Consider the following 22,464-nt stretch of genomic DNA (forward strand, 5'->3'; position numbering starts at 1 on the left):
CAAAGGGTTGACCTCACTCCATATAGTATAAATAAGTTCTATATGTTGTGGGGTCTACCTCTTATAAAAGACAAATTACTTCATTCCACTAAAGTTGTTACTGAATTTCTTCATTTCTGTTTGAATAGTGTCAAGATCAAGATGTTGTTCAACGATTTCAGCTAATTTTTCAAAGCTTTCCTCCCTTAACCCATTAAATGATGGACGTAATGTAACGGGCGACAAGCCTTTCTTAACTCTAAGGTGATTCAATAGCTTTGTTCGAAATAAATCATTATGCATAATGCCATGAAAATATGTCCCAATGACATCATACTTGCCTTTTACACATCCATCTGTATGTTGGCCTGTAATAACAAACGGATTACATTGGTTAAGGTTGTTAGTAACTCCCATGTGTATTTCATAGCCTGTTACAAATACTTGCTCATCTTCAAATTCCACATATCCTTCAGAAAGAGTCGTCTTCTTTTCTTTTGTAATTGTCGTTCGAATAGGTAAAATACCTAGCCCATGACAACTAACTTGTGATGTTTCAATTGAAAATGGATCTTCAATCATTTCACCTAGCATTTGATAGCCACCGCAAATGCCAAAAATAAGCGTATTTTCTTCTTTATGGAGGTACTGAATCCCCTCTGTCAATCCACTATTATGCAAAAATGTACAATCATCAATTGTATTTTTACTTCCAGGCAAAATAACTAAATCTGGCTTGCCCAACTCCTCTATGTTTGAGACAAATCTTACATGGCAATCTTCTTCAATATGAAAAGGGTCTATATCTGTAAAATTTGAGATAAACGGATACCTTATGACAGCAATATCAATATCCTTTACACCATTTTGAGACCTATTGTATGTATCTAAAACAACAGAATCTTCGGCATCTATATGAAGGTTTGGAATATAAGGGACCACACCTAATACTTTTTTACCCGTATAACCTTCGAACCATGTTAGCCCTGATGTTAATAAGTTTATATCTCCACGAAATTTATTAATTATTACGCCTACCACTCGGTCACGCTCTTCTTGTGTAAGTAACTGTAATGTACCAACCAAGCTTGCAAATACCCCTCCTTTGTCAATATCGCCAACCAAAATTACAGGAGCGTTAGCCATTTTAGCTACCCGCATATTAACAAGCTCTCGGTCATTTAAATTTATTTCTGCTGGGCTTCCTGCTCCCTCAATCACGATGCGGTCATATTCTTCAGCAAGCTTCTCAAATGAATCAGTAATAATCTGTAGGCCTTGTGCAAAGAAATCTTGCCGATACTCACTAGCCTTCATATTTTTCATAGGCTTACCATGCACAACAATTTGAGATTGGCTATCTCCAGTTGGTTTAATTAATATGGGGTTCATATCAGTAGTTGGTAGAACACGAGCAGCTTCAGCTTGAACACCTTGAGCTCTCCCTATTTCTTTACCATCTTGTGTAATATAGGAGTTCAAAGCCATATTTTGTGATTTAAAAGGTGCTGTTTTATATCCAGCATTAGCAAATATCCGACAAAATGCTGTCGCAATTACACTTTTCCCACTATCTGAATGTGTACCCTGAATCATAATTGGAAATCCTTTTCCCACTGTTATCCCCTCAATTTAATAAATTATTATCATTTTAGCTCATATAAAATGTTGTGTTCTGATACAAACAAACTCAATATTTCGTGAATTTATGAAAAATTACTACCTTCAACAATTTTTTCAATGTTCATATCAAAGCCCAAGAGATCGTGATTACAACAAGAAATAAATTGTAAAAATTATAATGATGACAATAAAAAATGAAGATAAAAAGAAAATGAATACCTTTGGTGATTGAAATGACCCTTCATTTATATCATGTTGTTTTTGTAAATAGTTCCTTGTAGAAAAAATGATTGTAGCTATCCCCAATATTACAGAGAGTATTTCAACGATATTTGCAATGACACTTACAGATTTTGTCATCGTTCGTGGAAATGTAAAATGTAAATTTGCAATGAGAAAACCCACTCCAATAATAGCTATTGCAGTTCTAATCCAAGCTAAATACGTTCTTTCATTAGCTAAGTGTTGTTGTATATATTTTGAATCAGTCGTTTCCTTCATAAAATTCACCTTCTTAAATTATCGATGTTTCTTTTCGTTCTAAGAAATAAAATACGTATACACCTAGCGGTCGTGGCACCTTTGCTCATTTAACATAAGGCCAATTGCATGAATTCTTTTGCTTTCCTACATCAGTTTCAGCAACAACATTGTTTACAATAGGCTGTTTTCGTATCGTTTGTTGCTATTCTAAAATACGCATAAGCCAAGCGATCGTGGCATCTTTTCTTATGTTATATGACGTCAATTGCATAAATTGCTGTCCCAAAATAATCTCAATGGTAACATTGTTTACGAAAAGAGTCTAAATTAAAAAATGAGACGTTTGTGTTATCAAAAGTCCCATTTTTAAAGTTAATTCTCTAACTGTTCTAGTCTTCCAGAATCTAAATGAAATAAAAAGCCTAAGATTTGTATCCCTTCACCATACTTTTTATAGACTGGATGACTTTTTAGCTTTTCAATTTGCTTTATGACATTGACTCTAGACATATCGTCTAAGGATAAACTCTCTGATCGGTCTTCTAACGGTAAGTTTTCCTTAATACTATTAACCCAGTATTGGAGCTCTGGTTCTTGATTATTATTACATGCAGCTGCAACACCACCACAATTTGTATGACCCTCAATAATTATTTTTTTTACTTTCAGATGATGAAGAGCATAGTATAAACTCGCCGAAAAACTCTCATCGTCTTTATTTACTTGATTGGCAATATTACGATGAACAAACATTGTACCTAATGGCATTTGGCTTATCACTGAAGGACTGACTCTTGAATCGCAACAACTTAACACGAAATATTCAGGGCTTTGTCCTTTTGAAAGCTCTGAGAAATATAGTTTATTTTCAGATAAAGTTTCCTTAACAAATAGTTCATTTTGTTTTTGAATGTCCATTATAAGCCTCCTGTAATGTTCTTATTGCAGATCTAACGCATGCTGTAATGAAAGATAATTAATATTGTTTCCATATTTGTTCTCCCAATCTGCTCGTTTCACTAAGTCTTTTACTGGACCCTTCATGCCAGCAATTAATATTTCTATATTCGCTTGTTTGTAGTCGTCAATGATCTTTTCAAGTTCATCAATTGAAACAGCATCTATCGCATTGACACTTGAAAAATCTAAGACGATCTTTGTCGTAGTGGGATGGTCTGCAATTTCTTTTCTTAGTTGTTCTTCGAAGAAACCCATATTTGCAAAATATAATGAAGCATCTATTCGAAAAATAATGGTGTCTTTGAACGTTTTTGCGTTTTCATACCGTTTAATATTTCTGAATACATTTTCTTGTTCAATATACCCTAATTGTGCAACATGAGGATATGCGCTTCTCCAAATAAACACAAGTAGTGAAAAAGCAATACCAATTAAAATACCTTCTTCGATACTTGTAACTAATGTAGCTATAAAGGATACGATAAGTGTCCAACCGTCTACCTTTTTTATTTTAAACAAATGCACTGCTTCTTTCACATCAATTAAGCCAAAGACAGCTACCATAATAATCGCCGCTAACACGACGTTAGGCAAATAGTAAAATAATGGTGTAAAAAATAACAATGAGATAATAATTAAAACCGCGGTAATGATTGAAGCTAATCCAGTTTTAGCACCTGCTTGATAGTTAACTGCTGATCTCGAAAATCCACCCGTCACTGGGTATGCTGAAAAGAAAGAACCGACAATATTAGCTAGTCCTAAACCTGATAATTCTTGATTAGAGTTTATTTTATCATTTTCCTTCGCTGCAATTGCTTTTGCAACTGCAATTGATTCCATAAAACCAACAAATGAAATAGTCAAAGCAATCGGAAGCAAGCTTGTGATCGAGCCGATGTCAAATGCAGGTAATGATATTGATGGTATCCCTCTAGGGACTTCTCCAACAATACTTACACCTAACTCTTGAAGGTTTAAGAAGTATACAAGTAATGATCCACCGACTACAACAATTAATGCTGCAGGGAAACGAGGATAGTTTTTCTTAAAGTAAAGTAAAATCGCAATGCTTAATGCCCCTATTGCTAAAGTGATAAAATTGACATTTCCAATTTGAACAATTGCACCATATAATACTTCGAATACACTTCCCCTTGCGATATCAACTCCTAATAAATGCTTTAGCTGACTTAAACCTATAATTAGTGCTGCTGCAGATGTAAATCCACTAATAACTGCATGTGACAAAAAGTTAACGATGAACCCGAGTCGAAATATACCCATTCCGAACTGAATTACCCCAACCATGAGTGAGAGCAATAATGCATAAGACAAGTATTCACTTGATCCTGGTTCAGCCAATGTTGATACACCTGAAAATACAAGTAAAGACACCATTGCTACAGGGCCTACTGCTAATTGTTTTGAAGATCCAAATAAAGCATAAATGATTAAGGGGATAGTAGAGGCATAAAGTCCTATCACAGGAGGTAAGCCTGCGAGCATTGCATATGCCATACCTTGAGGAATTAACATGATAGCAACGATAAGACCAGCAGATAAATCTCCCTTAAGATATGACCCTTTATAACTCTTCATCCAATCAACAGCAGGGATAAGGTTCTTTAACATCTTTAATCATTCCTTCATTTTATCATAATTATTGTATAAAATGTTTAATTTGGGTGTAACAAAAGGGTGTTTCGGACAATGTCACTTACATGAACATTGTCCAAAAAATTTATCTTATTATAAATTCTCTTTTGTTAATTCTGATGCTATTTGAAACTGAATTACAACAGTAAAAGGGGCGCTTTATCCCCTTGAAAAAGAAAAGTTGCCTCGTACTCTCTTTGTGTGCATTTCGAAAAGACTATTTTCGCATTAATTGTTGCTTTTCGTAATAAAGCAAGACACGAATAGATCTAAGACTATAAAAATCATAAAATACACATCAGTGGCTCCAATTTAAGTGAAAAAAGCAACAAAGTATAAGAATAGCGCCTTTGAAAAACAACTATCCATACAAAAATAACCTTTTATTACTTATTAATGTGTATGATGAACTGCACAGCGATTAGGTCCAATTTCTAATTCTTGTTGCTTCTCTACTGATACTTCCTCAACTCCACGATTAATCGCTATGATTTCTTCAAAGTTTGGTGGAGTTTCTGTACTTGCAGATTGTGCTACAAATTCAACAAAGTCATCTTCTTTTTGATTTAACATCACTTCATTTTGCTCGCGAATGGTTCCTAATTTCTCACCTATATAACCTTGTTGATTGACTTCATCATCAAAGTCAGCATAATGTGCTGGTAGTACAATTACATCATCAGCAATTTTAGCTACTTTATCGTATACAGTCGTATATAAGTCCTTCGCCCATTCTCTTACCTTACCACCTAAATCTGGTCGTCCTAATCCACTTACAAAAATTGTATCTCCTGAAAAGAGTAACTTGTCATTGACAAAGAAAGAAACACTCCCCGGGGTATGTCCAGGCGTTTTAATAGCAATGACTTCAAGAGTAACTTTTTCAAACTCAATTATTTCGTGCTCCTCAAACGGTTCATGATCGAACACTGCGCCTTCACTTTTCATGACATAGTATTTAGCACCTGTTTCTTCTGCAAGTTGGCGTCCACCTGATATATGGTCAGCATGGAGGTGAGAGTCAACAACATGCGTAATTGTAGCCCCTTCATCATCCGCTATTTGTTTATAAATATTAGTAAAACGTGCAGGATCTACAATTAACACTTCTTCTCCAGAAACGATCATATATGATAGACACCCTTTACCAACTCTAATAAACTGATATACTTTCATATCTTTATCACGATAAACTTCTGTTTTATACAAATATTCACTCCACGACTTCATACCACCTTTTAAATAAGAAGCAGCTAACCCTTCCTCACTGAGCATTTCAGCTACCATTTTCGAAGATCCCTCTTTGGCACAAACAACAAGTATTTCTTTATCTTTTGGTAATTGCTCAATTATATCTTCAACACCATCTAACAGTTCAAAATAAGGTATGTTTAAATGGTCAATGTTCACCCCTTCAATTTTCCAATCTTTAAAGTCGCTCTCATTTCGCACGTCAAGAATAAATACTTGTTCTCGTTCAAGAATATTCTCTAATATTTCAACGCTTGTAATTTCTCTTACACTCATGTATTTTCCCTTCTTTCATTAAAATGTTAGTGATACATTTGCATCCTTAGCAAAATCTAAAAACGTCACCGCACCGCCGACATCAATACCTTCAACAAAATCCTCTTTTTGTAATTGCATAACATCCATTGTCATTTGACAAGCAATCATTTTCACACCTAAATCTGTTGCCATTTGAACTAACTCTGCAATCGGTGGTACTTTAGCAGCTGTAAAACCTTCTTGAAAATGCTCCTTGCCTTGTGGAAGCGGAAGATTCTTATGTGCTTCCTTGTGAATCAAGTTAAGCCCTTCAAAGGTGAAGAAAATACCAACCTCTGCGTCAGTTGCAGCTGAAGCAGTGGCTATATTAAACACTTTATAAGCATCAAATAATCCTCCATTGGATGCGATGATTGCTACTTTGTTTGACATCTTTTTCTCCTCCGTATCATTTATTAAATTTGTTTATTAATTGTTTATTAAAGGTTCTACCAATTCCATCAATTTGTTTGGATCGTATCCTAATACCCATTTTCCATTTACTTCTGTTTGAGGAACACCCATATGTCCAGTTGCAGCAAGAATTTTTTCTACTGCTTGTTGATTACTCTCAAGGTTAACCTCTTGATATGGAATTCCTTTATAGGCTAAAAAATTCTTCATTTTAGTACAATAAGGACATGTAGATGTCGTATAGACAGTTACATTTGCCATGACCACCCCCCCTTTCATTAAATTAATTTAGTAGTTTCACCCTTCCACGTACTCATACCAGGAACGACATTAGTAACTTCTTTAAATCCTTTTTTTGTTAATTGCTGTGCTGCTAAATCACTCCTACTTCCAGTTCGACATATTACATAAATATCATCATCTTCATTTACTTCATGAATGCGGCTTGCTAATTCACCAAACGGAATTGATACTGAACCTGGAATATGATTAAAGACAAATTCAGATGGTTCTCTTACGTCCAGGATTACAATATCCTCAGCTGTATTTATTTTTGTTAATAACTCTTCATTGTTTATTACAATGGGATGCTTTGTTTCAACTAATTCTTCATCAGCAGATTTACGTAAATAGTGTCTTATGATGGCCCCTTCTTCTATCGTTCCTAAATATTGATTTCCTGTATTTTCTGACCAAGCCTTAAGGTCTGCTGTAGAGCCTTTATCTGTTGCTTGAATTTCTAGTACTTGACCTGGCTGTATGTCATTCATTGCTTTTTTTGTTTTCACGATAGGCATTGGACATGATAAATTTTTTGCATCTAAAACATGATCTGTTTTAATCGAGTTCACTTGAAATACCTCCAAAATAATAATTTCTGAATCACTTACTCACATCTACCCTTTTTTAATCCAAAATTTAAAAACGTTGTTTTCTTCAGTCGCTTTCAACAATTCATGGCCTGTAGCATTCGCCCATGCTGTAAGATCTTTTGTTGCACCTTTGTCAGTAGCGTGTATTTCTAGAATTTCACCTGAAATCATTTCATTAATTGCTCTCTTTGTTTTTACAATCGGCATTGGACATGATAAGCCTTTTGTGTCTAGTACTTTATTTGAAATCAATTTGTCTCCTCCTTATATACCCATTAGGGTATTTCTATATATAAAATTTTTATATTCAATATGATCATGTGTAATTAAATAGTTTTTTCAATATAAATTCGGGGTATTAACTCAGCTGTTACAAACGGCTAGAACTACGAGCAATATACGCAAATAGGCTCAGATAAACAGGTTCACATTTCCATCCTCTGCATCCGCTAAATAAGCTCCAACTCCAGCAAACTCTACGCCATCGATAATTTCTTCCTTTTTAAGCCCTAATAAGTCTACAGTCATTTGACAAGCTACCAGTTTTATTTCTTGCTCCTTCGCCATATCTATCAACTGCGGAACAGGCACAGCATTATGCTTTTTAATAATATTTTTTATTAGTTTTGGACCCATTCCTCCAAAGTTCATCCTGGATAGTCCCATTCTATCTGCACCTCTAGGCATCATTTTGCCAAACATTTTTTCAACAAAGCCTTTTTTCACATGAACTGACTGATCCTTTCTTAAAGCATTTAAGCCCCAAAAAGTATGAAAAATAGTAACTTCATGATCATATGCTGCGGCACCATTCGCAATAATATAAGCTGCCATTGCCTTATCATAATCACCACTGAATAAGACAATTGTTGTCTTTTTTACTTCTCCCATTGCTTCACCCCTCTCTTTTACCCCTAAGGGTATATTATCTAGCAAAAAAATTTAGATAGCATATTTAACGTTTCGACTTATTACCTTTACCCCTATGAGTATTTTATTATATATTTTATTTTTTATCAACAAATAAATCTTATTTATGAATTTTTTTTAAAAACACGTATTTGTCAACGGTATGTCACTGAAACTTTCTTGTTTTTTCACAATTCTTAAGTATACTACCGATAAAAAAGTGTTCTAAGGTGGAGATCAATGATAAAAAAAGTGATTACCTTCACATTGTTTATTAATTTTACTATGTTTCCAATTGAGTCAAACGCTCAACAGGACCAATTATTGGTCGTAATGCCTGGTACTTCTATTCAACAGGTTATAAACAAAGCACCAGAAGGAGGAAAAGTCGTTATAACAAAAGGAGTATACGTGGAAAACATCTTTATCGAAAAACCTATTTACTTAATTGCTGAAGAAGGGGTAGTCCTACACGGAAATAACAGTGGTTCAGTTATTACAATCAAATCACCAGAGGTTATTGTAGAAGGTTTTCACATTACTCAAAGCGGAAGAGATGCCAATGATGCAGGTATCTTCGTCAAGTCCTCTAACGTGAAAATTAAATCTAATACATTTACTGATGTTCATTTTGGTATTTACGTTGAAGGAAATGACAACCTCATTGTTAATAATTTTATCACGAGCTACCCTGTACATTTTGCAAAACGTGGTAACGGTGTTCACCTGTTTTCTGGTAATAACAATGTTGTGAAAGAAAATACAATTAACAAAGTCCAAGATGGCGTGTATATCGATTTTGCAACAAATAGTAAAGTTATTAATAATGAAATCACTCAATCACGTTATGCTGTACATTTTATGTATGGTGAAGGTGGGATTGTACAGGGGAATTATTTAGTGTCCAACATTAATGGATTAATGATTATGGCATCCGAAAGAATTCACATATATGCCAATACTTTTGCAAAGCAACTTAGCTATCATGGGTACGGAGCACTTATTTATGATTCCGAAAATATTACCTTAATGGACAACAAAATAATACAAAATAGTAACGGTATAGCTCTACAAAATGCACGTCAATGTGAAGTCAATCATAATGTCGTTGCAGGAAATCATGTAGGTATAAGTATTTTAGCTAACAATGAAGATTGTAGGATTACTAACAATAACTTTATGGGAAACGTAGCTCAAATCAAATTGATCACAGAAGAAAAGGGATTTTACAACAACTATTGGGATGATTATCGCTCATTTGATTTAAGCGGGGATGGCATAGGAGAACTACCATATAAAACAGGTTCAATGTATAACGAAATACTAAGTAAAGAGCCTTATATTCAGTTCTATTTTGAAAGTCCTGCTATTAAAATGTGGACTACCGTTGAATCAATGGTACCATCATTAAGCGTTGCAAACATTGTTGATCCATTTCCACTTGTGGAACCAATTTCTATTTCGACCGACACCACTGAAATGCATGAAAGAAATATAGCCATTGGCTTTATTGCAATATTATTTCTACTTATAAGTAGCTTTATATTTTATTTTGGGAGGATGTAGTGATGCAACGAAATTATGTACTGCTTTCTACAATAATGATTACAATCCTATTATCATCTTGTAGTAAAGAGATTGCTTATGAACCACGAGAAATTAATCCAGATATAGATATTTGTACGATTTGTAATATGAGTGTTGCACATATAGATCATGCAACAGAGGTCATATTAGATAATGGTGAAATACTAACTTTCGATGATATTGGTTGTATGATTGAATACATAGAAAGAAGTGAAGAAAATAATACAGCAATCAACAAATCATATGTTCGCGATATTAAATCTAACGAATGGATTGAATTACAAGATGCTCACTTTGCCTATCATCGAGAATTTTGGACACCCATGGCTTATGGAGTTATATCTTTTGCCACGAAACAACAAGCCGAGGTTTATATTGAAGAAGAAAAAAAAGGTGAGCTGCTAGAATATGTTGATTTGCTCAATCATAATTGGGACGGATTTTAATGATGAGCATATGGATTATAGCGAAACAAGAATTAAAGCTTATGATGAGAAGTAGATGGATCCCCAGTTTTGCTTTGTTATTTACGACCTTAGCAGTTACTATCGTTTATTTTAGTGGAATGAATACCGAAGCGGGCTACGATGGCTTTACTAGAATGACTGGTAGTCTTTTAAATCTGTCTTTATTTCTTATTCCTTTAGTCACTCTATTAACAGGGAGCTCTTTTATTGCTGGGGAAAAGGAAGACGGTGGTTTTTCTTTGTTATTAACATACGCTCTACCGCCTCGAAAGATATTAATTGGGAAATATGTTGGCATGTTGATTGCTCTAGCTTCTGTTATTTTCCTAGGATATGGCTTAGCTGGAGTGATACTATTATTACAGCATGGTAGTATAACAACTACATTATTTTTGTTATTCGTATTTTTTACATTACTATTAACGATGATGTTTTTAGCCATTGCAATATGCATCGGAGTTGTATCTACTAATCGTTTTCAAGCATTAGGATTTAGTCTAGTAGTTTGGGCTACACTCGTGCTGTTTTATGAATTTGGCGTTATAGGTTTAATTACATTTGTTGATCGTTCATTTGTTTTACCAATCATTACGGTATCTATATTATTCAATCCAGTAGAAATTATTAGAGTGTGGACAATATTGATGATGAATAGCGGAGAAATATTTGGACCCACATTGTATGATTTCACAGTGTGGGCACAAGGAATGATAGGAAATATTGCTTTTTCTTCAGCAACGACCTTATGGATAATATCGCCATTAATACTAGCAAACCTATTTGTGAAGAAGGGGATTAGAAATGAGTGAACTGGATATTGTGATAGAATGTCATAATGCAACAAAAATTTATGGTAACAATAATCAAGTACAAAATATCGATTTTACAGTTCAAAAAGGAACATGTCTTGCTCTTTGTGGCAGTAATGGTGCTGGGAAAAGCACTATTATAAAGATGCTAATCGGCATTATTACTCCCACATCTGGAGAAATATATTTGAATAAACATAAAGTTTCACCTAAAAACACCTTTTATAAATCAATGTTTTCTTATATGCCGGACAGCATCGTTTTCCCTAAAACTTTAACAGGATATGAAGTACTCACTTTTTTTGCAAAGCTAGATAAATTACCACTCAAACAAGTAACAGAACTTATTCGCATAGTCGGGTTAGAGAACGACCAACATAAAAAAGTAAAAGAATATTCAAAGGGAATGCAGCAAAGACTTGCACTCGCTCAAGCTTTGTTATCTGAATCACCTATACTCGTATTAGATGAACCAACTAACGGACTAGACCCATACTGGGTACGTCGCTTTAAACAAATTATCAAACATGAACAAGAGAAAGGCAAAACGATCATTTTTTCATCTCATGTCCTTTCAGTTGTTGAAGATCTTGCAGATACAGTTGTTTTTATTAATCAAGGTCAAATGCTAATCAATGATTCAATTCACAATTTATGTAGTGTAGATGGGGAGTATCGATCTCTTGAAGAAGTTTTCTTTCATTCAGTTCACTCCAGTGTATAATAAGCGCAACATTGATTGTTGCTTTTCGTATTAAGAAAGTAAACACGTACATAAGTAGAGTTCGTGGCATCTTTTCTTCTGTACAACAGTGACTAACATTATAAAACCACTTTTTATTGGACTAATTTGATAACAATAGCAACAATGTTTACGAAAAGAGCCATACTAAAAAACACCGACCAGAATTCAAAAATTGGAAGGTGTTTTTAGTAAAGCTCTTTTTGCATAGATTATTGTTTCCAAGCAAATTAATGATCTCGTACAGTCTTTTCTCTAGGCTAATTTAGTGTCTATGTTGTTATTCGTTTCAAAAATAAACACTTACACAAATCGCATTCTCAGCATCATTGCTACTTTTAAATTATGACCCTCGATAATTTCAATTTATTTATTTACGAAAAGAACCTACGTATAAAAACACAAATCAATTAAAGTTATTAACAGCTTTACATCGTTAACAAGGATTACAATTTCATGGATCTATTTCGAATCGTACGTTCTGGATAGCTATATACGGCATCATCTTTTTTCAACCAATTGTTTTGTATAAGTAATGATCTATTATTACTGCTTAATTCCCATCATGGCCTTCTTCGTTTTGCCCCATTTTTTTCATGTAACGTTCATGAGACACCTGATCAATTTCATCCCAAGATGAGATAACAGCATTGATGTCTTTACGCTCATCAACAAAGGTTTGAGCTGCTTTTTCTGAGCTAAATAGTGCGTAACCATATTTCATAGGCGTTATGATATCCGCTTTTACCGGAACTGAACCATCCAGGTCAATCCACTCTGATGAATTGTAATCTCTCACCCATTTTGCAATTGCTTGTTCATCCTTGTCTCTTTCATAATTAAGTAAACAGCCAATATCATCAAAAAAATAATGCTCACCATTTTCCATTTGAATTTGTGCTGTAAATACCCCCATTTCTTCTTCCATTCCATATACCTTCATATCACAGAACGCACACTTATGTTCATCAGTTGGTTCAACAGCAACAACTTCATGAGCATCAATATTTTGTTGTGAGGATAGCTCATCACTAACCGCTTCCGAAGCTTTCTCAGTGCCATTTTCGGTATTGCTACACCCTACCAATGCTCCTAAACTAATCGTAAGAAAAACCGTGAAAATAAAAAATTTCCTCATATGTATCCCCCCTTAATATTTTCTAAGTTAGCTTAGCAACTAATTGTGAGGAAACTATGAGAAAATTATTTAAAAGTATTTTCTTCACTATATTGTCATTTTTATCCGACTAAATCATGATATCCTATTTCTCCCTTCCAAGAGAGCATACCCCCAATCATATTTATCGCTCTAAAACCTTGTCCTTCTAAGAAGCGTGTAGCAAGACCACTTCTATTTCCTGAGCGACATACTATTATATATTCCTTAGATTTGTCTAATTCATGTAACCGAAATTCTAATAAACCTAATGGTATATGAATCGCATTTGGAATGATCCCTGTCCTTACCTCATCTACTTCACGAACATCAATGATATTCAAGGTTTCATCATTTCTTAACGTTTCCTCAACTTCTATACTAGTTATCTGCTTCATCTTCATTCTCCAGTCTTTTTACCCACAAGGGTATATTTTGTTCTAAAAAAAGGGTCTAAACCCTTTTACTTACACTATCTCACATAGATTATTGGTATTTGTACTAAGATATTTCACGTATCCAACTGTTTATAGTATCATCAATATCAATTGCAAATCTTAGCAAAGAGTCCTCATTCAAAAATTAATTATCTACTTTTAACTAATAAATTTACTGCTTCTTTCACTATTTCTTCTTTTTTATAGCCCTTTTCATCAGCGTTTTCGACACACTCAACTAAATTAGAGCTAACGATTACACCAATTGTACGATCAATTGCAGCTCGTGCTGCTGATAATTGTGTAATTACCTCTTTACAGTCTTTGTCTTCCTCCATCATTTTTAAGACTCCTCTAATTTGCCCTTCAGTTCTTTTTACTCTATTTTTCACTTGATTATTGTATTCCATTTTTACACCACCTAAAAACTTATAATTATTTACAAGTGCATTCAGTCATTGTATAACTAATTATTTTATATCCTTTACTACGTAAAAAACGGATACCCATGTTTTTTTCTATTTTGTCTGAGGCGATAATATGAACATCATTTTTAGGTAAGTCATTATAATTTCGCTTCAAGTAAGCCATAGGTACGTTAACAGCATTTTTATATGGTAACTTATGCGAAACATTATAATCTCTAATGTCTACTAATGTAAACTTTTCTTGATGGTTATCGCTTCGCTTTACATCTACACATCGTACACCGATTATAGGGAAATATCTTGTATAAAATAAATAAGTTAAGCTAATCAGTATAATTATTAAGAGATAATTCAATCATCATCCCCCTCACTCTTATAAAATTATACTCATTCTATACCTGAGAGGGTATAATGTCAAGAGATTCACATTACGATTTCTGTTTGTAGACTATTTCCTCAGGAACTGCTTTTTAGTTATCGTAATTTCTTCAAGCAACTTATAATTTATATCGAAACCAATCCCTGGCTTATTTGGAACATCCACTTGTCCGCGATTAACAGTAACTTCAGGAATAATGACATCTCGTTCCCAATACCTCGATGAAGCTGAAATATCTCCAGGAATAGAAAAGTTTTCTAAAGAAGCTAAAGCTATATTATGTGCCCTGGATATTCCTGTTTCAAGCATGCCACCACACCACACAGGTATATTATTTAATTTACAAATATCATGAATCCGGATAGCTTCATATAAACCACCTACACGACCAATTTTCACATTCATAATTTGACAGCTGCCTAGCTCGATTGCTTTTCTGGCATCATCATATGACGTTATACTCTCATCCAAACAAATTGGTGTTTTGAGCACACGTTGAACTTTAGCATGGTCGATAATATCATCAGAGGCAAGGGGCTGCTCAATCATCAATAATTCATATTCATCTAAAGCCTTTAATCGATCTATGTCAGCTAGGTTGTAAGCTGAATTGGCGTCTACCATTAAAGGAATCTTAGGAAATTCTTTTTTAATCTCCTTAATAATTTCCAAATCTTCACCAGGCGCAATTTTTATTTTTATTCTTTGGTACCCTTCTATTAATCTTCTTTCTATAGTTTTCAGCATGTTTTTCGTGCTATCCAACCCAACTACAACCCCAGCATCAACAGACTTCTTCTTACCGCCGAGCAGGCTAGCTAGTGAAACATTTTGCCTTTTCGCATATAAATCCCATACTGCTGTTTCCAAACCTGCTTTGGCCATTCTATTTCGTTTTACATAAGATAACACACCAAATACATCGGACGGATGTGTAATAGGCTCTGCAAAAAGCTTTGGAATTAAAAAATCTTCTAACATATGTAGCGACGTTTTAATCGTTTCCTCTGTATACCATGGTGAAGAGAACGCAACTACTTCCCCCCACCCAATGAAACCTTCACGATCTTTTATTTCAATTAATACTGATTCCCTATTTTGAACAGTTTCCAAGCGTGACACAAATGGGGATATTAATTTCATTTTAGTTACATGGAGCGTAATAGTATGTATATCCAGCTTCTCCTTCCCCCCTCTCTTAAGCACACACGATAATTAATTTTCTATATACTCATATAGTTTCCTACGTAATAGTTTATTGCTTGCGTTTCTTGGTAGCTCCTGAACAAACACAATTTTATTAGGAACTTTATACTTCGCAAGCCTTGTGGAACAATATTGAATAAGCTCACTTTCTGAAACATCTACATCATTTTTACATTTGATAAAAGCACAAGGTACTTGTCCCCACGTTTTATCAAACACTCCTATTACTCCCGCTTCGTCAATATCCTGATGTGAAAGTAGAACGGATTCTATTTCTGCTGGATAGATATTTTCCCCACCAGATATAATGAGGTCAGATCGTCGATCGAGTACATACAAAAATCCATCATCATCAATATAGCCTATATCTCCTGTATAAAACCAATCGTTATTAAGTGCTTTTCTAGTAATTTCTTCTTGAAATAAATAACCGCTTGTTACATTTGGACCTTTTACAACAATTTCACCAATTTCGTTTGCTGCAACTATGTCTCCGTCTTTTTCAATTCGTATTTGAGCAGGGAATATTGGTTTTCCCGCCGACCCGATCTTGTTGAGGCTATCTTCAGGTGTGAGTGTAACGATTTGCGATGCTGTTTCGGTCATACCATATGTTTGAAAAACCGGTATGGCTCTTTCCTTACACTTTTTAAGTAATGGTGTTGGCACAGGACCACCACCTGTTAACATGCATCGAAAATAGGGCGGGTAAGAATGATCTTCTAGCTCATCTATCATTTTTTGAAGCATAACAGCTACGACAGAAACAATTGTTACTCCATCACGCATGATCGATTGATTTATTTGTGATGGAATAAACCGGTCATGAAGTATGACAGTCATTCCATATATAACACTCCTCATCAAAATTGATAATCCACTTATATGAAATATAGGAACCGCCAACAACCAACGATCCTTCTCATGTAAACCTAAATTCAAAGCAGAGCCAACAGCACTCCACCAATGATTACCGTATGTTTGAATAACACCTTTCGGTTTGCCAGTCGTTCCTGATGTATACATGATTGTATCGATTTCATGTAAAGGAAATTCTTCAATTAACGAAAATTCCGTTTCTTGTAAACGATCAAGTTGTTTCACACTTACTATATTCAATAAAGGATTTTCATTAGCTATTCCTTTAGAAATGTTAGAAAATGCATCCTCAGTAATAAAATAATCTACTCTAGCATCAACAATTTGCCATGCAATTTCTGCCTCAGTTAGCCGAGTATTAAGGAAAACAGTAATGGCACCAATATGTTTTAACGCATGGATGATTTCGATAAATTCTATACTATTATTCATTAATATTGCTACTGTATCATCCTTTTTCACACCAAAAGAGTGTAACTTTCTTGCCTTCGTTATAGCCCGTTCGTGTAAATTTAAAAAGGTAATTTGCTCTTTATGATAAGTAAAGGCAATACGGTTAGGAGTTAATTTAGCCCGTTGTAGTAAAAAGTTTGGAATGACTTGTTGCATACCCATGAAAACCACCTCACAAGATGTCCTTATAACGATAGTAAAACAGCTTGATGAAGTTACCCACCAAGCTGTCTTTTACACTTATCCTATTTATTATAAAGGATTAAAAATCGTATTTAATTGCTCATATTAAGGAAAACGTGGAAACTGTTTAAAGTCAGGGCTACGTTTTTCTTTAAATGCGTCACGACCTTCTTTTGCCTCTTCAGTCGTATAGTACAATAAAGTTGCATCTCCTGCAAATTGCTGGATGCCTGCTAAGCCATCTGTGTCAGCATTAAATGCTGCTTTTAAGAAGCGAAGAGCTGTTGGACTTTTCTCAAGCATTTCTTCACACCACTGTACCGTTTCGTCTTCAAGTTGTTCTAGAGGAACAACAGTATTTACTAATCCCATATCCATCGCTTCTTGTGCACTATATTGACGACATAAATACCATATTTCACGAGCTTTTTTATGTCCAACAATTCTAGCTAGGTAGCCAGATCCATAGCCAGCGTCAAAGCTACCAACTTTAGGTCCTGTTTGACCAAAAACAGCATTTTCTGCTGCAATTGTCAAATCACACACAACATGTAATACATGTCCTCCACCAATTGCATATCCAGATACCATCGCAACTACTGGCTTTGGAATGACACGAATTAAACGCTGAAGGTCTAATACATTTAAACGAGGAATTTCATCTTCACCTACATAGCCTCCATGCCCACGAACCTTTTGGTCTCCACCTGCGCAAAACGCTTCGTCACCTGCACCAGCTAAAACAATGACACCAATGTTAGCATCGTCTCTAGCATATGCAAAAGCATCTATCAACTCCATTACAGTTTTTGGACGGAATGCATTGCGTACTTCAGGACGATTAATCGTTACCTTTGCAATGCCATTATAAGTCTCATATAAAATATCTTCGTACTTTCTCTCAGAAACCCACTCTCTTCCCACTTACGTAATCCCCCTTATATTTATGTAGTTTACGCTTACAAAAACTCATATACTATTTTACCAAAAATTCGTGGTTGTTCCACATGAATTGTATGACCAGCAAGATTAATTTTCTCCCACTTAACATATGGTAATAATTTTACCATTTTTTTCGCGATATTGTGAAACTTCGTATCATCCATACCTGTTATTAATAAGGTTTGATGAGGAAACGAAGACAATTTGTCCCACCATGATGACTGAACACCTGTTCCAAATCCTCTAAGGCTATTAGCTAAGCCAATTGGATTGTTTTCTAGACGTTGTTGACGAATCAGCTCCTGGGTTTGAACAGGTAGTTGCTTCATATTATGAAAAAGTGGGAGGTTTGTCCATTTATCTACAAACCATTCCATTCCATATTGTTCGATCGCATCAGCTAATTGTTCATCAGACTGTTTTCGGAGTAGTCGTTCTTGTTCTGTTGCTAAGCCTGGTGAACTGCTCTCTAATATTAACTTATCTACTCGTTCAGGGTATAACATTGCTAGTGATAATGCAATTCTACCACCCATTGAATAGCCGAGAACATTCGCTTTTGTTATGTGAAAATTGTTTAGAAGTTGAACCAAATCTAACACAATAGATTCCATATTGTATCTATTACTATCTAAGGGTGATACTGTATCTCCATGACCTATTATATCTATTAAATACAGAGTTGACTTAGCTCCCCACTTACGAATAAATGGTTGCCAACTCTTGATAGAGCCTGTAAAGCCATGTAACAGTATTAATGGTGGACCTTCACCGACAATTTCAATATTATAGAGTACATTGTTTAATTCAATTTTCATCATCTACACCTAAAAAGGCATCAATTTCAGCGATTGCCATGTTCCATAGGGAGCGATGCATTTCCACATTCGTAGTTCTATCAGTTGTTAATTCAATAACAGATAATCCATCAGCGTGAATAGACTGTTGAACCTTTTCTCGAAAGTCGTTCCACTTAGTAACACGGTTAAATTCACCACCATACATATTAACAACATACTCATAATCAAGACCCAAAGGTGTTCCAAATAAAGTCTCAAAATGATTTTGGTGTTGAGCCTGTGGTAAAAATGAAAAAATACCACCACCATCATTATTTATAACAATAATTGTCATATTAAGTTTGTGCATTTTCGCTGCCAACAATCCATTTAAATCATGATAGAATGACAGATCTCCAATGACAAGTACTAGAGGTGAGCAATTTATACTAGCACCGAGTGCCGTAGAAACAATACCATCTATTCCGTTAGCTCCCCTGTTTGCCAATACTCTAATTGATTTATCATTTGTAAGAAAAAAGGAGTCTAGGTCTCTTATTGGCATACTATTTCCTACAAATAATGTAGTGTTATAAGGAAGTGTTTTTGTTAATTCAGAAAATACTTTTCCTTCAAACAAGTCCTCTTCATATTCTAAACCATTCCATATTGATTTTATCATCGCATTCATTTCTACCCACTGTGTTACCCAATGCGATTTTTTATTAAGTTCTTTAATAACATCACTAAGCCCACTACAAAAATTCACTTCATCACAATGAATCATGTCTGAAGCAGATAAAGTTGGCTCTCTCCAGCCCCCTCCGCCATCAATGACTATATGATCAATATGATCAAGCTGTTTTATGTATAATGTTAATGCTTTTGAAACTGGCATTTCACCAAATCGAATAATAACCTCAGGTTTATACAATTGAAGAATTTGTTTATTTTTTAAGATCGTATCATAACTATCAATAATTAGTTCTTTAGTATGGTGACCACTTCTAAGTTGAGACAACGGGTCAGCGAATATTGGATATTGCAATTTATCAGCTAACTCTATTACCGCTTCAGCAAAGGATGGATCATCAATGGCGCCACAAATAATTAACCCCTTCTTCTTCTTCGATATACGATCGTAAAAACTGTGGTATTGATTTGTTGTTAAGCTAGGCGCGCCTATTGTAACATTCACATAGCTGTCTTGATCATTATGTTCAATTGCTTCTATTAAAGGTACAAGCGGTTCTCTAAATGGAAAATTTAAATGAACAGGACCTTTTGGAGCTTGCATAGCTGTTCCTGATGCTCGACTTGCAAAGGTTCTTACATAATTAAGCATTTCAGGTGTATCTTCAGGTATTGCCATCTCAGCGAACCATTTCGTATACTCTCCAAATATTCCAATTTGATTTATAGCTTGTGGTGCACCGATATCACGTAATTCATGTGGTCGATCTGCTGTAAGTACGATTAAGGGAACTCTTGAATAATATGCCTCGACAATGGCAGGCATATAATTAGCAGCTGCTGTTCCTGATGTACATAATATGGCTACTGGCTTTCTTTTCGACTTAGCTATACCTAAAGCAAAAAAAGCGGCTGAGCGCTCATCAATGTTTACATAAACATTCATCATTGGGTGCTCAGCCATTATCATAGCCATAGGTGTGGAACGAGATCCAGGACTAATCACAACATCTGTGACATTGACTTTTATTAATTCATCTACAAAAGCCAACACAAAAGCAGTTAAAGAATTATTATTGTTCATTTTCTTCATGACTCATACCCCCTATTGCTGAGAGCATAGGCTTCAGTTTTAATTTAGTTTCTTCATATTCACTTTGTGGATCGGAATCAGCTACAATCCCACAACCAGCGAATAGCGAAGCTTCCTGTCCCTGAAAAAGAGCTGATCGAATAGCTACTGCAAATTCTCCACTATTATTAGCGTCAATCCAGCCGATAGGAGCTGCATACCATCCTCTATCTAATTGTTCAACTTCTCTTATTTTCTTAATAGCTTTATCTGTTGGAAACCCTCCCAATGCAGGGGTTGGGTGAAGCTTTTCCACCATAGATAAAAACGAAATATGATCTTTTACCGTACATATAACAGGTGTATATAAATGCTGAATATGACGCATTTTAAGCAATGTTGGGTGACTAGGAGATTCTATTGTATTACAGAAATTTAACATTGCTTTTTTGATCATTTGGACGACAAGCTCATGTTCATGTAAATTCTTTTTATCACATAATAAGGAATTACCGAGCATTTTATCCTCGTTCAATGTTTTCCCTCTTTTGATAGAGCCTGCTAAACATGTAGATAATACCTTACTATTTTCTTTTTTTATTAATCTTTCGGGAGAGGCACCAATAAAACAATCTTCACCACTTTCGAAAGCAAATATATAACTCATAGGCTGCTCAGCTCGAAGATTATTTAGTACAGACGTCAGGTTTACTTTACTGTCAAAATGAAGTCTTGTCTCCCTTGCTAACACAACTTTATCTAGCTCACCTTGTTTAATATCTTGGGTTACATTGTCAACAGAATCTATCCAAAGTTCAGGTTCAATTTCAGTTTGACGATATGAATGTTTCCATTTATCATTAGGCTGCCAAGACCATTCTGCTTGTAGAATATGTTCCATTTTATTTTCCAAATCCTTTAATATTTCTATAGGATCAGATGAGTGTTGACAAATGATATTAGAAGTTATCCAAGCATCCCCTTTATTTATCGTGAGCATGAGCTCTGGCAATATAAATTTCGCAGGGGGATATTTACTCCATAAAGAAGTTGATTGTTTTAGTGGATCAAAGGAAAAACCACCTAACAGAATGGGCCCAGTCCCAAACGGACAAGTTTGTTCTTGCTTAACACAATTAGTTAAAAAGCGTTCCCATTCTTTTTCAACAGTCTCAAATCTATGCTCTTGGGCTACTATTGAAAATACGGTACCTAGCCCGACTAAAATGATTTCATCACTAGGGTCTGTCCAAAAAAAGCGTTCTCCTTCATAGGATTGTTTCGCAGCCTCATAAAATAACAGGGGATCTTTATATGGAGTTTTTTTTACTATACTTGTTAGTATAGGCTTTGTATGTTTTTTCGATCTACTAATTCCTTGTAATAGTTGTTCATACGCAGCAGTTTGTTGTACTGCAACCACAATAATCCCCCCGAATGATGAAACGTTATTCTTATATATAATAAATGCTTAATTCTCTTTCTACTTTAACAAACACACATTTTAAGATACACTTAGTCATATACACTGTCAATATTGGCAATTTCTAAGATATATCCGCTACATTTCTTCATACTTCATATCAAATTTTCTATACGAATCCATTCATTATTATATTACTCTTTTTAAAATAAGAAAACTAAAATGACATACAATTTTCTTTACCTAAAAGTTAACAGCAAAAGTATTTGTCAAAATCCCCTAAAATGATTGACAGGGTGTTACCCTTTTTCTACACTTAATTTGTATTCATAATTTTTTATAGCTCTTTTCGTTAACATTGTTGCTATTTTACTAAAGCATA

At 34.7% G+C, this 22,464-nt stretch carries 24 protein-coding genes; 4 read left to right on the top strand and 20 right to left on the bottom strand.

The genetic code is table 11. From position 1 onward, the window contains the following. Positions 1-75: 75 nt before the first annotated feature. The 10 genes from ACSVDA_RS08650 to ACSVDA_RS08695 all read right to left on the bottom strand — a co-directional run bounded on the left by ACSVDA_RS08650 (position 76) and on the right by ACSVDA_RS08695 (position 8,429). On the bottom strand, positions 76-1,596 hold the full coding sequence (locus ACSVDA_RS08650; protein WP_485882445.1) for a cobyric acid synthase: 1,521 nt from the start codon (positions 1,594-1,596) through the stop codon (positions 76-78). Positions 1,597-1,749: 153 nt separating this feature from the next. Continuing rightward, positions 1,750-2,103 (bottom strand): YidH family protein, encoded by a 354-nt coding sequence (locus ACSVDA_RS08655; protein WP_485882447.1) that lies wholly within the window; start codon positions 2,101-2,103, stop codon positions 1,750-1,752. A 354-nt stretch (positions 2,104-2,457) separates the two neighbouring features. Continuing rightward, a complete protein-coding gene (locus ACSVDA_RS08660) occupies positions 2,458-3,003 on the bottom strand; it encodes a carbonic anhydrase (RefSeq protein WP_410627683.1) in 546 nt (181 codons plus the stop codon). Between the two features lie 21 nt (positions 3,004-3,024). After that, positions 3,025-4,680, bottom strand: a complete 1,656-nt coding sequence (locus tag ACSVDA_RS08665) for a SulP family inorganic anion transporter (protein WP_485882448.1) — start codon at positions 4,678-4,680, stop codon at positions 3,025-3,027. Positions 4,681-5,097: 417 nt separating this feature from the next. Next, entirely contained in the window at positions 5,098-6,231 is a 1,134-nt protein-coding gene (locus ACSVDA_RS08670) for an MBL fold metallo-hydrolase (protein ID WP_485882450.1), read from the bottom strand. 18 nt (positions 6,232-6,249) lie between these two features. Continuing rightward, positions 6,250-6,645: a DsrE/DsrF/DrsH-like family protein gene (locus ACSVDA_RS08675; RefSeq protein WP_320210973.1), complete on the bottom strand. Its 396-nt coding sequence runs from the start codon at positions 6,643-6,645 to the stop codon at positions 6,250-6,252. Between the two features lie 36 nt (positions 6,646-6,681). After that, positions 6,682-6,927, bottom strand: coding sequence for a glutaredoxin family protein (locus ACSVDA_RS08680; RefSeq protein ID WP_485882452.1), 246 nt, complete (start codon positions 6,925-6,927; stop codon positions 6,682-6,684). A 17-nt stretch (positions 6,928-6,944) separates the two neighbouring features. Further along, the gene (locus ACSVDA_RS08685) at positions 6,945-7,517 is read right to left on the bottom strand and encodes a sulfurtransferase TusA family protein (protein ID WP_485882453.1); all 573 of its coding nucleotides are present in this window, start codon (positions 7,515-7,517) and stop codon (positions 6,945-6,947) included. Between the two features lie 45 nt (positions 7,518-7,562). Beyond that, positions 7,563-7,790 carry a sulfurtransferase TusA family protein gene (locus ACSVDA_RS08690; protein WP_485882455.1) on the bottom strand — a complete coding sequence of 76 codons (228 nt, stop codon included), beginning with the start codon at positions 7,788-7,790 and terminating at the stop codon, positions 7,563-7,565. A gap of 159 nt (positions 7,791-7,949) precedes the next feature. Next, on the bottom strand, positions 7,950-8,429 hold the full coding sequence (locus tag ACSVDA_RS08695) for a DsrE/DsrF/DrsH-like family protein (RefSeq protein ID WP_320210971.1): 480 nt from the start codon (positions 8,427-8,429) through the stop codon (positions 7,950-7,952). Between the two features lie 258 nt (positions 8,430-8,687). Between ACSVDA_RS08695 and nosD the strand changes: the two genes are divergently transcribed. From nosD to ACSVDA_RS08715, 4 genes are read left to right on the top strand one after another with little or no spacing between them, the layout of a single operon-like run. Then, entirely contained in the window at positions 8,688-10,013 is a 1,326-nt protein-coding gene (nosD, locus tag ACSVDA_RS08700) for a nitrous oxide reductase family maturation protein NosD (RefSeq protein ID WP_485882457.1), read from the top strand. A 2-nt stretch (positions 10,014-10,015) separates the two neighbouring features. Then, on the top strand, positions 10,016-10,480 hold the full coding sequence (locus ACSVDA_RS08705) for a nitrous oxide reductase accessory protein NosL (protein WP_485882459.1): 465 nt from the start codon (positions 10,016-10,018) through the stop codon (positions 10,478-10,480). Positions 10,481-10,482: 2 nt separating this feature from the next. Further along, positions 10,483-11,310, top strand: a complete 828-nt coding sequence (locus ACSVDA_RS08710; protein ID WP_485882461.1) for an ABC transporter permease — start codon at positions 10,483-10,485, stop codon at positions 11,308-11,310. After that, positions 11,303-12,034 carry an ABC transporter ATP-binding protein gene (locus ACSVDA_RS08715; protein WP_485882463.1) on the top strand — a complete coding sequence of 244 codons (732 nt, stop codon included), beginning with the start codon at positions 11,303-11,305 and terminating at the stop codon, positions 12,032-12,034. The genes ACSVDA_RS08710 and ACSVDA_RS08715 overlap by 8 nt, the downstream gene beginning before the upstream one ends. A gap of 571 nt (positions 12,035-12,605) precedes the next feature. Here ACSVDA_RS08715 and ACSVDA_RS08720 read toward each other — a convergent pair. From ACSVDA_RS08720 to ACSVDA_RS08765, 10 genes are all read right to left on the bottom strand, one after another. After that, the gene (locus tag ACSVDA_RS08720) at positions 12,606-13,190 is read right to left on the bottom strand and encodes a nitrous oxide reductase accessory protein NosL (protein ID WP_485882465.1); all 585 of its coding nucleotides are present in this window, start codon (positions 13,188-13,190) and stop codon (positions 12,606-12,608) included. 101 nt (positions 13,191-13,291) lie between these two features. Continuing rightward, complete coding sequence (locus ACSVDA_RS08725; RefSeq protein ID WP_485882466.1) at positions 13,292-13,606, bottom strand: rhodanese-like domain-containing protein; 315 nt, start codon at positions 13,604-13,606, stop codon at positions 13,292-13,294. A 188-nt stretch (positions 13,607-13,794) separates the two neighbouring features. After that, entirely contained in the window at positions 13,795-14,055 is a 261-nt protein-coding gene (locus ACSVDA_RS08730) for a metal-sensitive transcriptional regulator (RefSeq protein ID WP_214483736.1), read from the bottom strand. A 25-nt stretch (positions 14,056-14,080) separates the two neighbouring features. Further along, the gene (locus ACSVDA_RS08735; protein WP_485882468.1) at positions 14,081-14,428 is read right to left on the bottom strand and encodes a sulfurtransferase; all 348 of its coding nucleotides are present in this window, start codon (positions 14,426-14,428) and stop codon (positions 14,081-14,083) included. Positions 14,429-14,521: 93 nt separating this feature from the next. After that, positions 14,522-15,631 (bottom strand): o-succinylbenzoate synthase, encoded by a 1,110-nt coding sequence (menC, locus tag ACSVDA_RS08740; RefSeq protein ID WP_485882495.1) that lies wholly within the window; start codon positions 15,629-15,631, stop codon positions 14,522-14,524. A gap of 36 nt (positions 15,632-15,667) precedes the next feature. Further along, on the bottom strand, positions 15,668-17,146 hold the full coding sequence (locus ACSVDA_RS08745; RefSeq protein ID WP_485882497.1) for an o-succinylbenzoate--CoA ligase: 1,479 nt from the start codon (positions 17,144-17,146) through the stop codon (positions 15,668-15,670). 132 nt (positions 17,147-17,278) lie between these two features. Further along, positions 17,279-18,097 carry a 1,4-dihydroxy-2-naphthoyl-CoA synthase gene (gene menB / locus ACSVDA_RS08750; RefSeq protein ID WP_320210963.1) on the bottom strand — a complete coding sequence of 273 codons (819 nt, stop codon included), beginning with the start codon at positions 18,095-18,097 and terminating at the stop codon, positions 17,279-17,281. Between the two features lie 35 nt (positions 18,098-18,132). Next, on the bottom strand, positions 18,133-18,933 hold the full coding sequence (menH, locus tag ACSVDA_RS08755) for a 2-succinyl-6-hydroxy-2,4-cyclohexadiene-1-carboxylate synthase (protein ID WP_485882470.1): 801 nt from the start codon (positions 18,931-18,933) through the stop codon (positions 18,133-18,135). Next, positions 18,923-20,671: a 2-succinyl-5-enolpyruvyl-6-hydroxy-3-cyclohexene-1-carboxylic-acid synthase gene (gene menD / locus ACSVDA_RS08760; protein WP_485882499.1), complete on the bottom strand. Its 1,749-nt coding sequence runs from the start codon at positions 20,669-20,671 to the stop codon at positions 18,923-18,925. Before menD ends, menH begins: the two co-directional genes overlap by 11 nt. Beyond that, a complete protein-coding gene (locus ACSVDA_RS08765; protein ID WP_485882471.1) occupies positions 20,661-22,082 on the bottom strand; it encodes an isochorismate synthase in 1,422 nt (473 codons plus the stop codon). Before ACSVDA_RS08765 ends, menD begins: the two co-directional genes overlap by 11 nt. Positions 22,083-22,464 lie beyond the last annotated feature (382 nt).

It is taken from the genome of Cytobacillus sp. Hm23, assembly GCF_051842895.1.
Classification (GTDB): Bacteria; Bacillota; Bacilli; order Bacillales; family SM2101; genus Nanhaiella.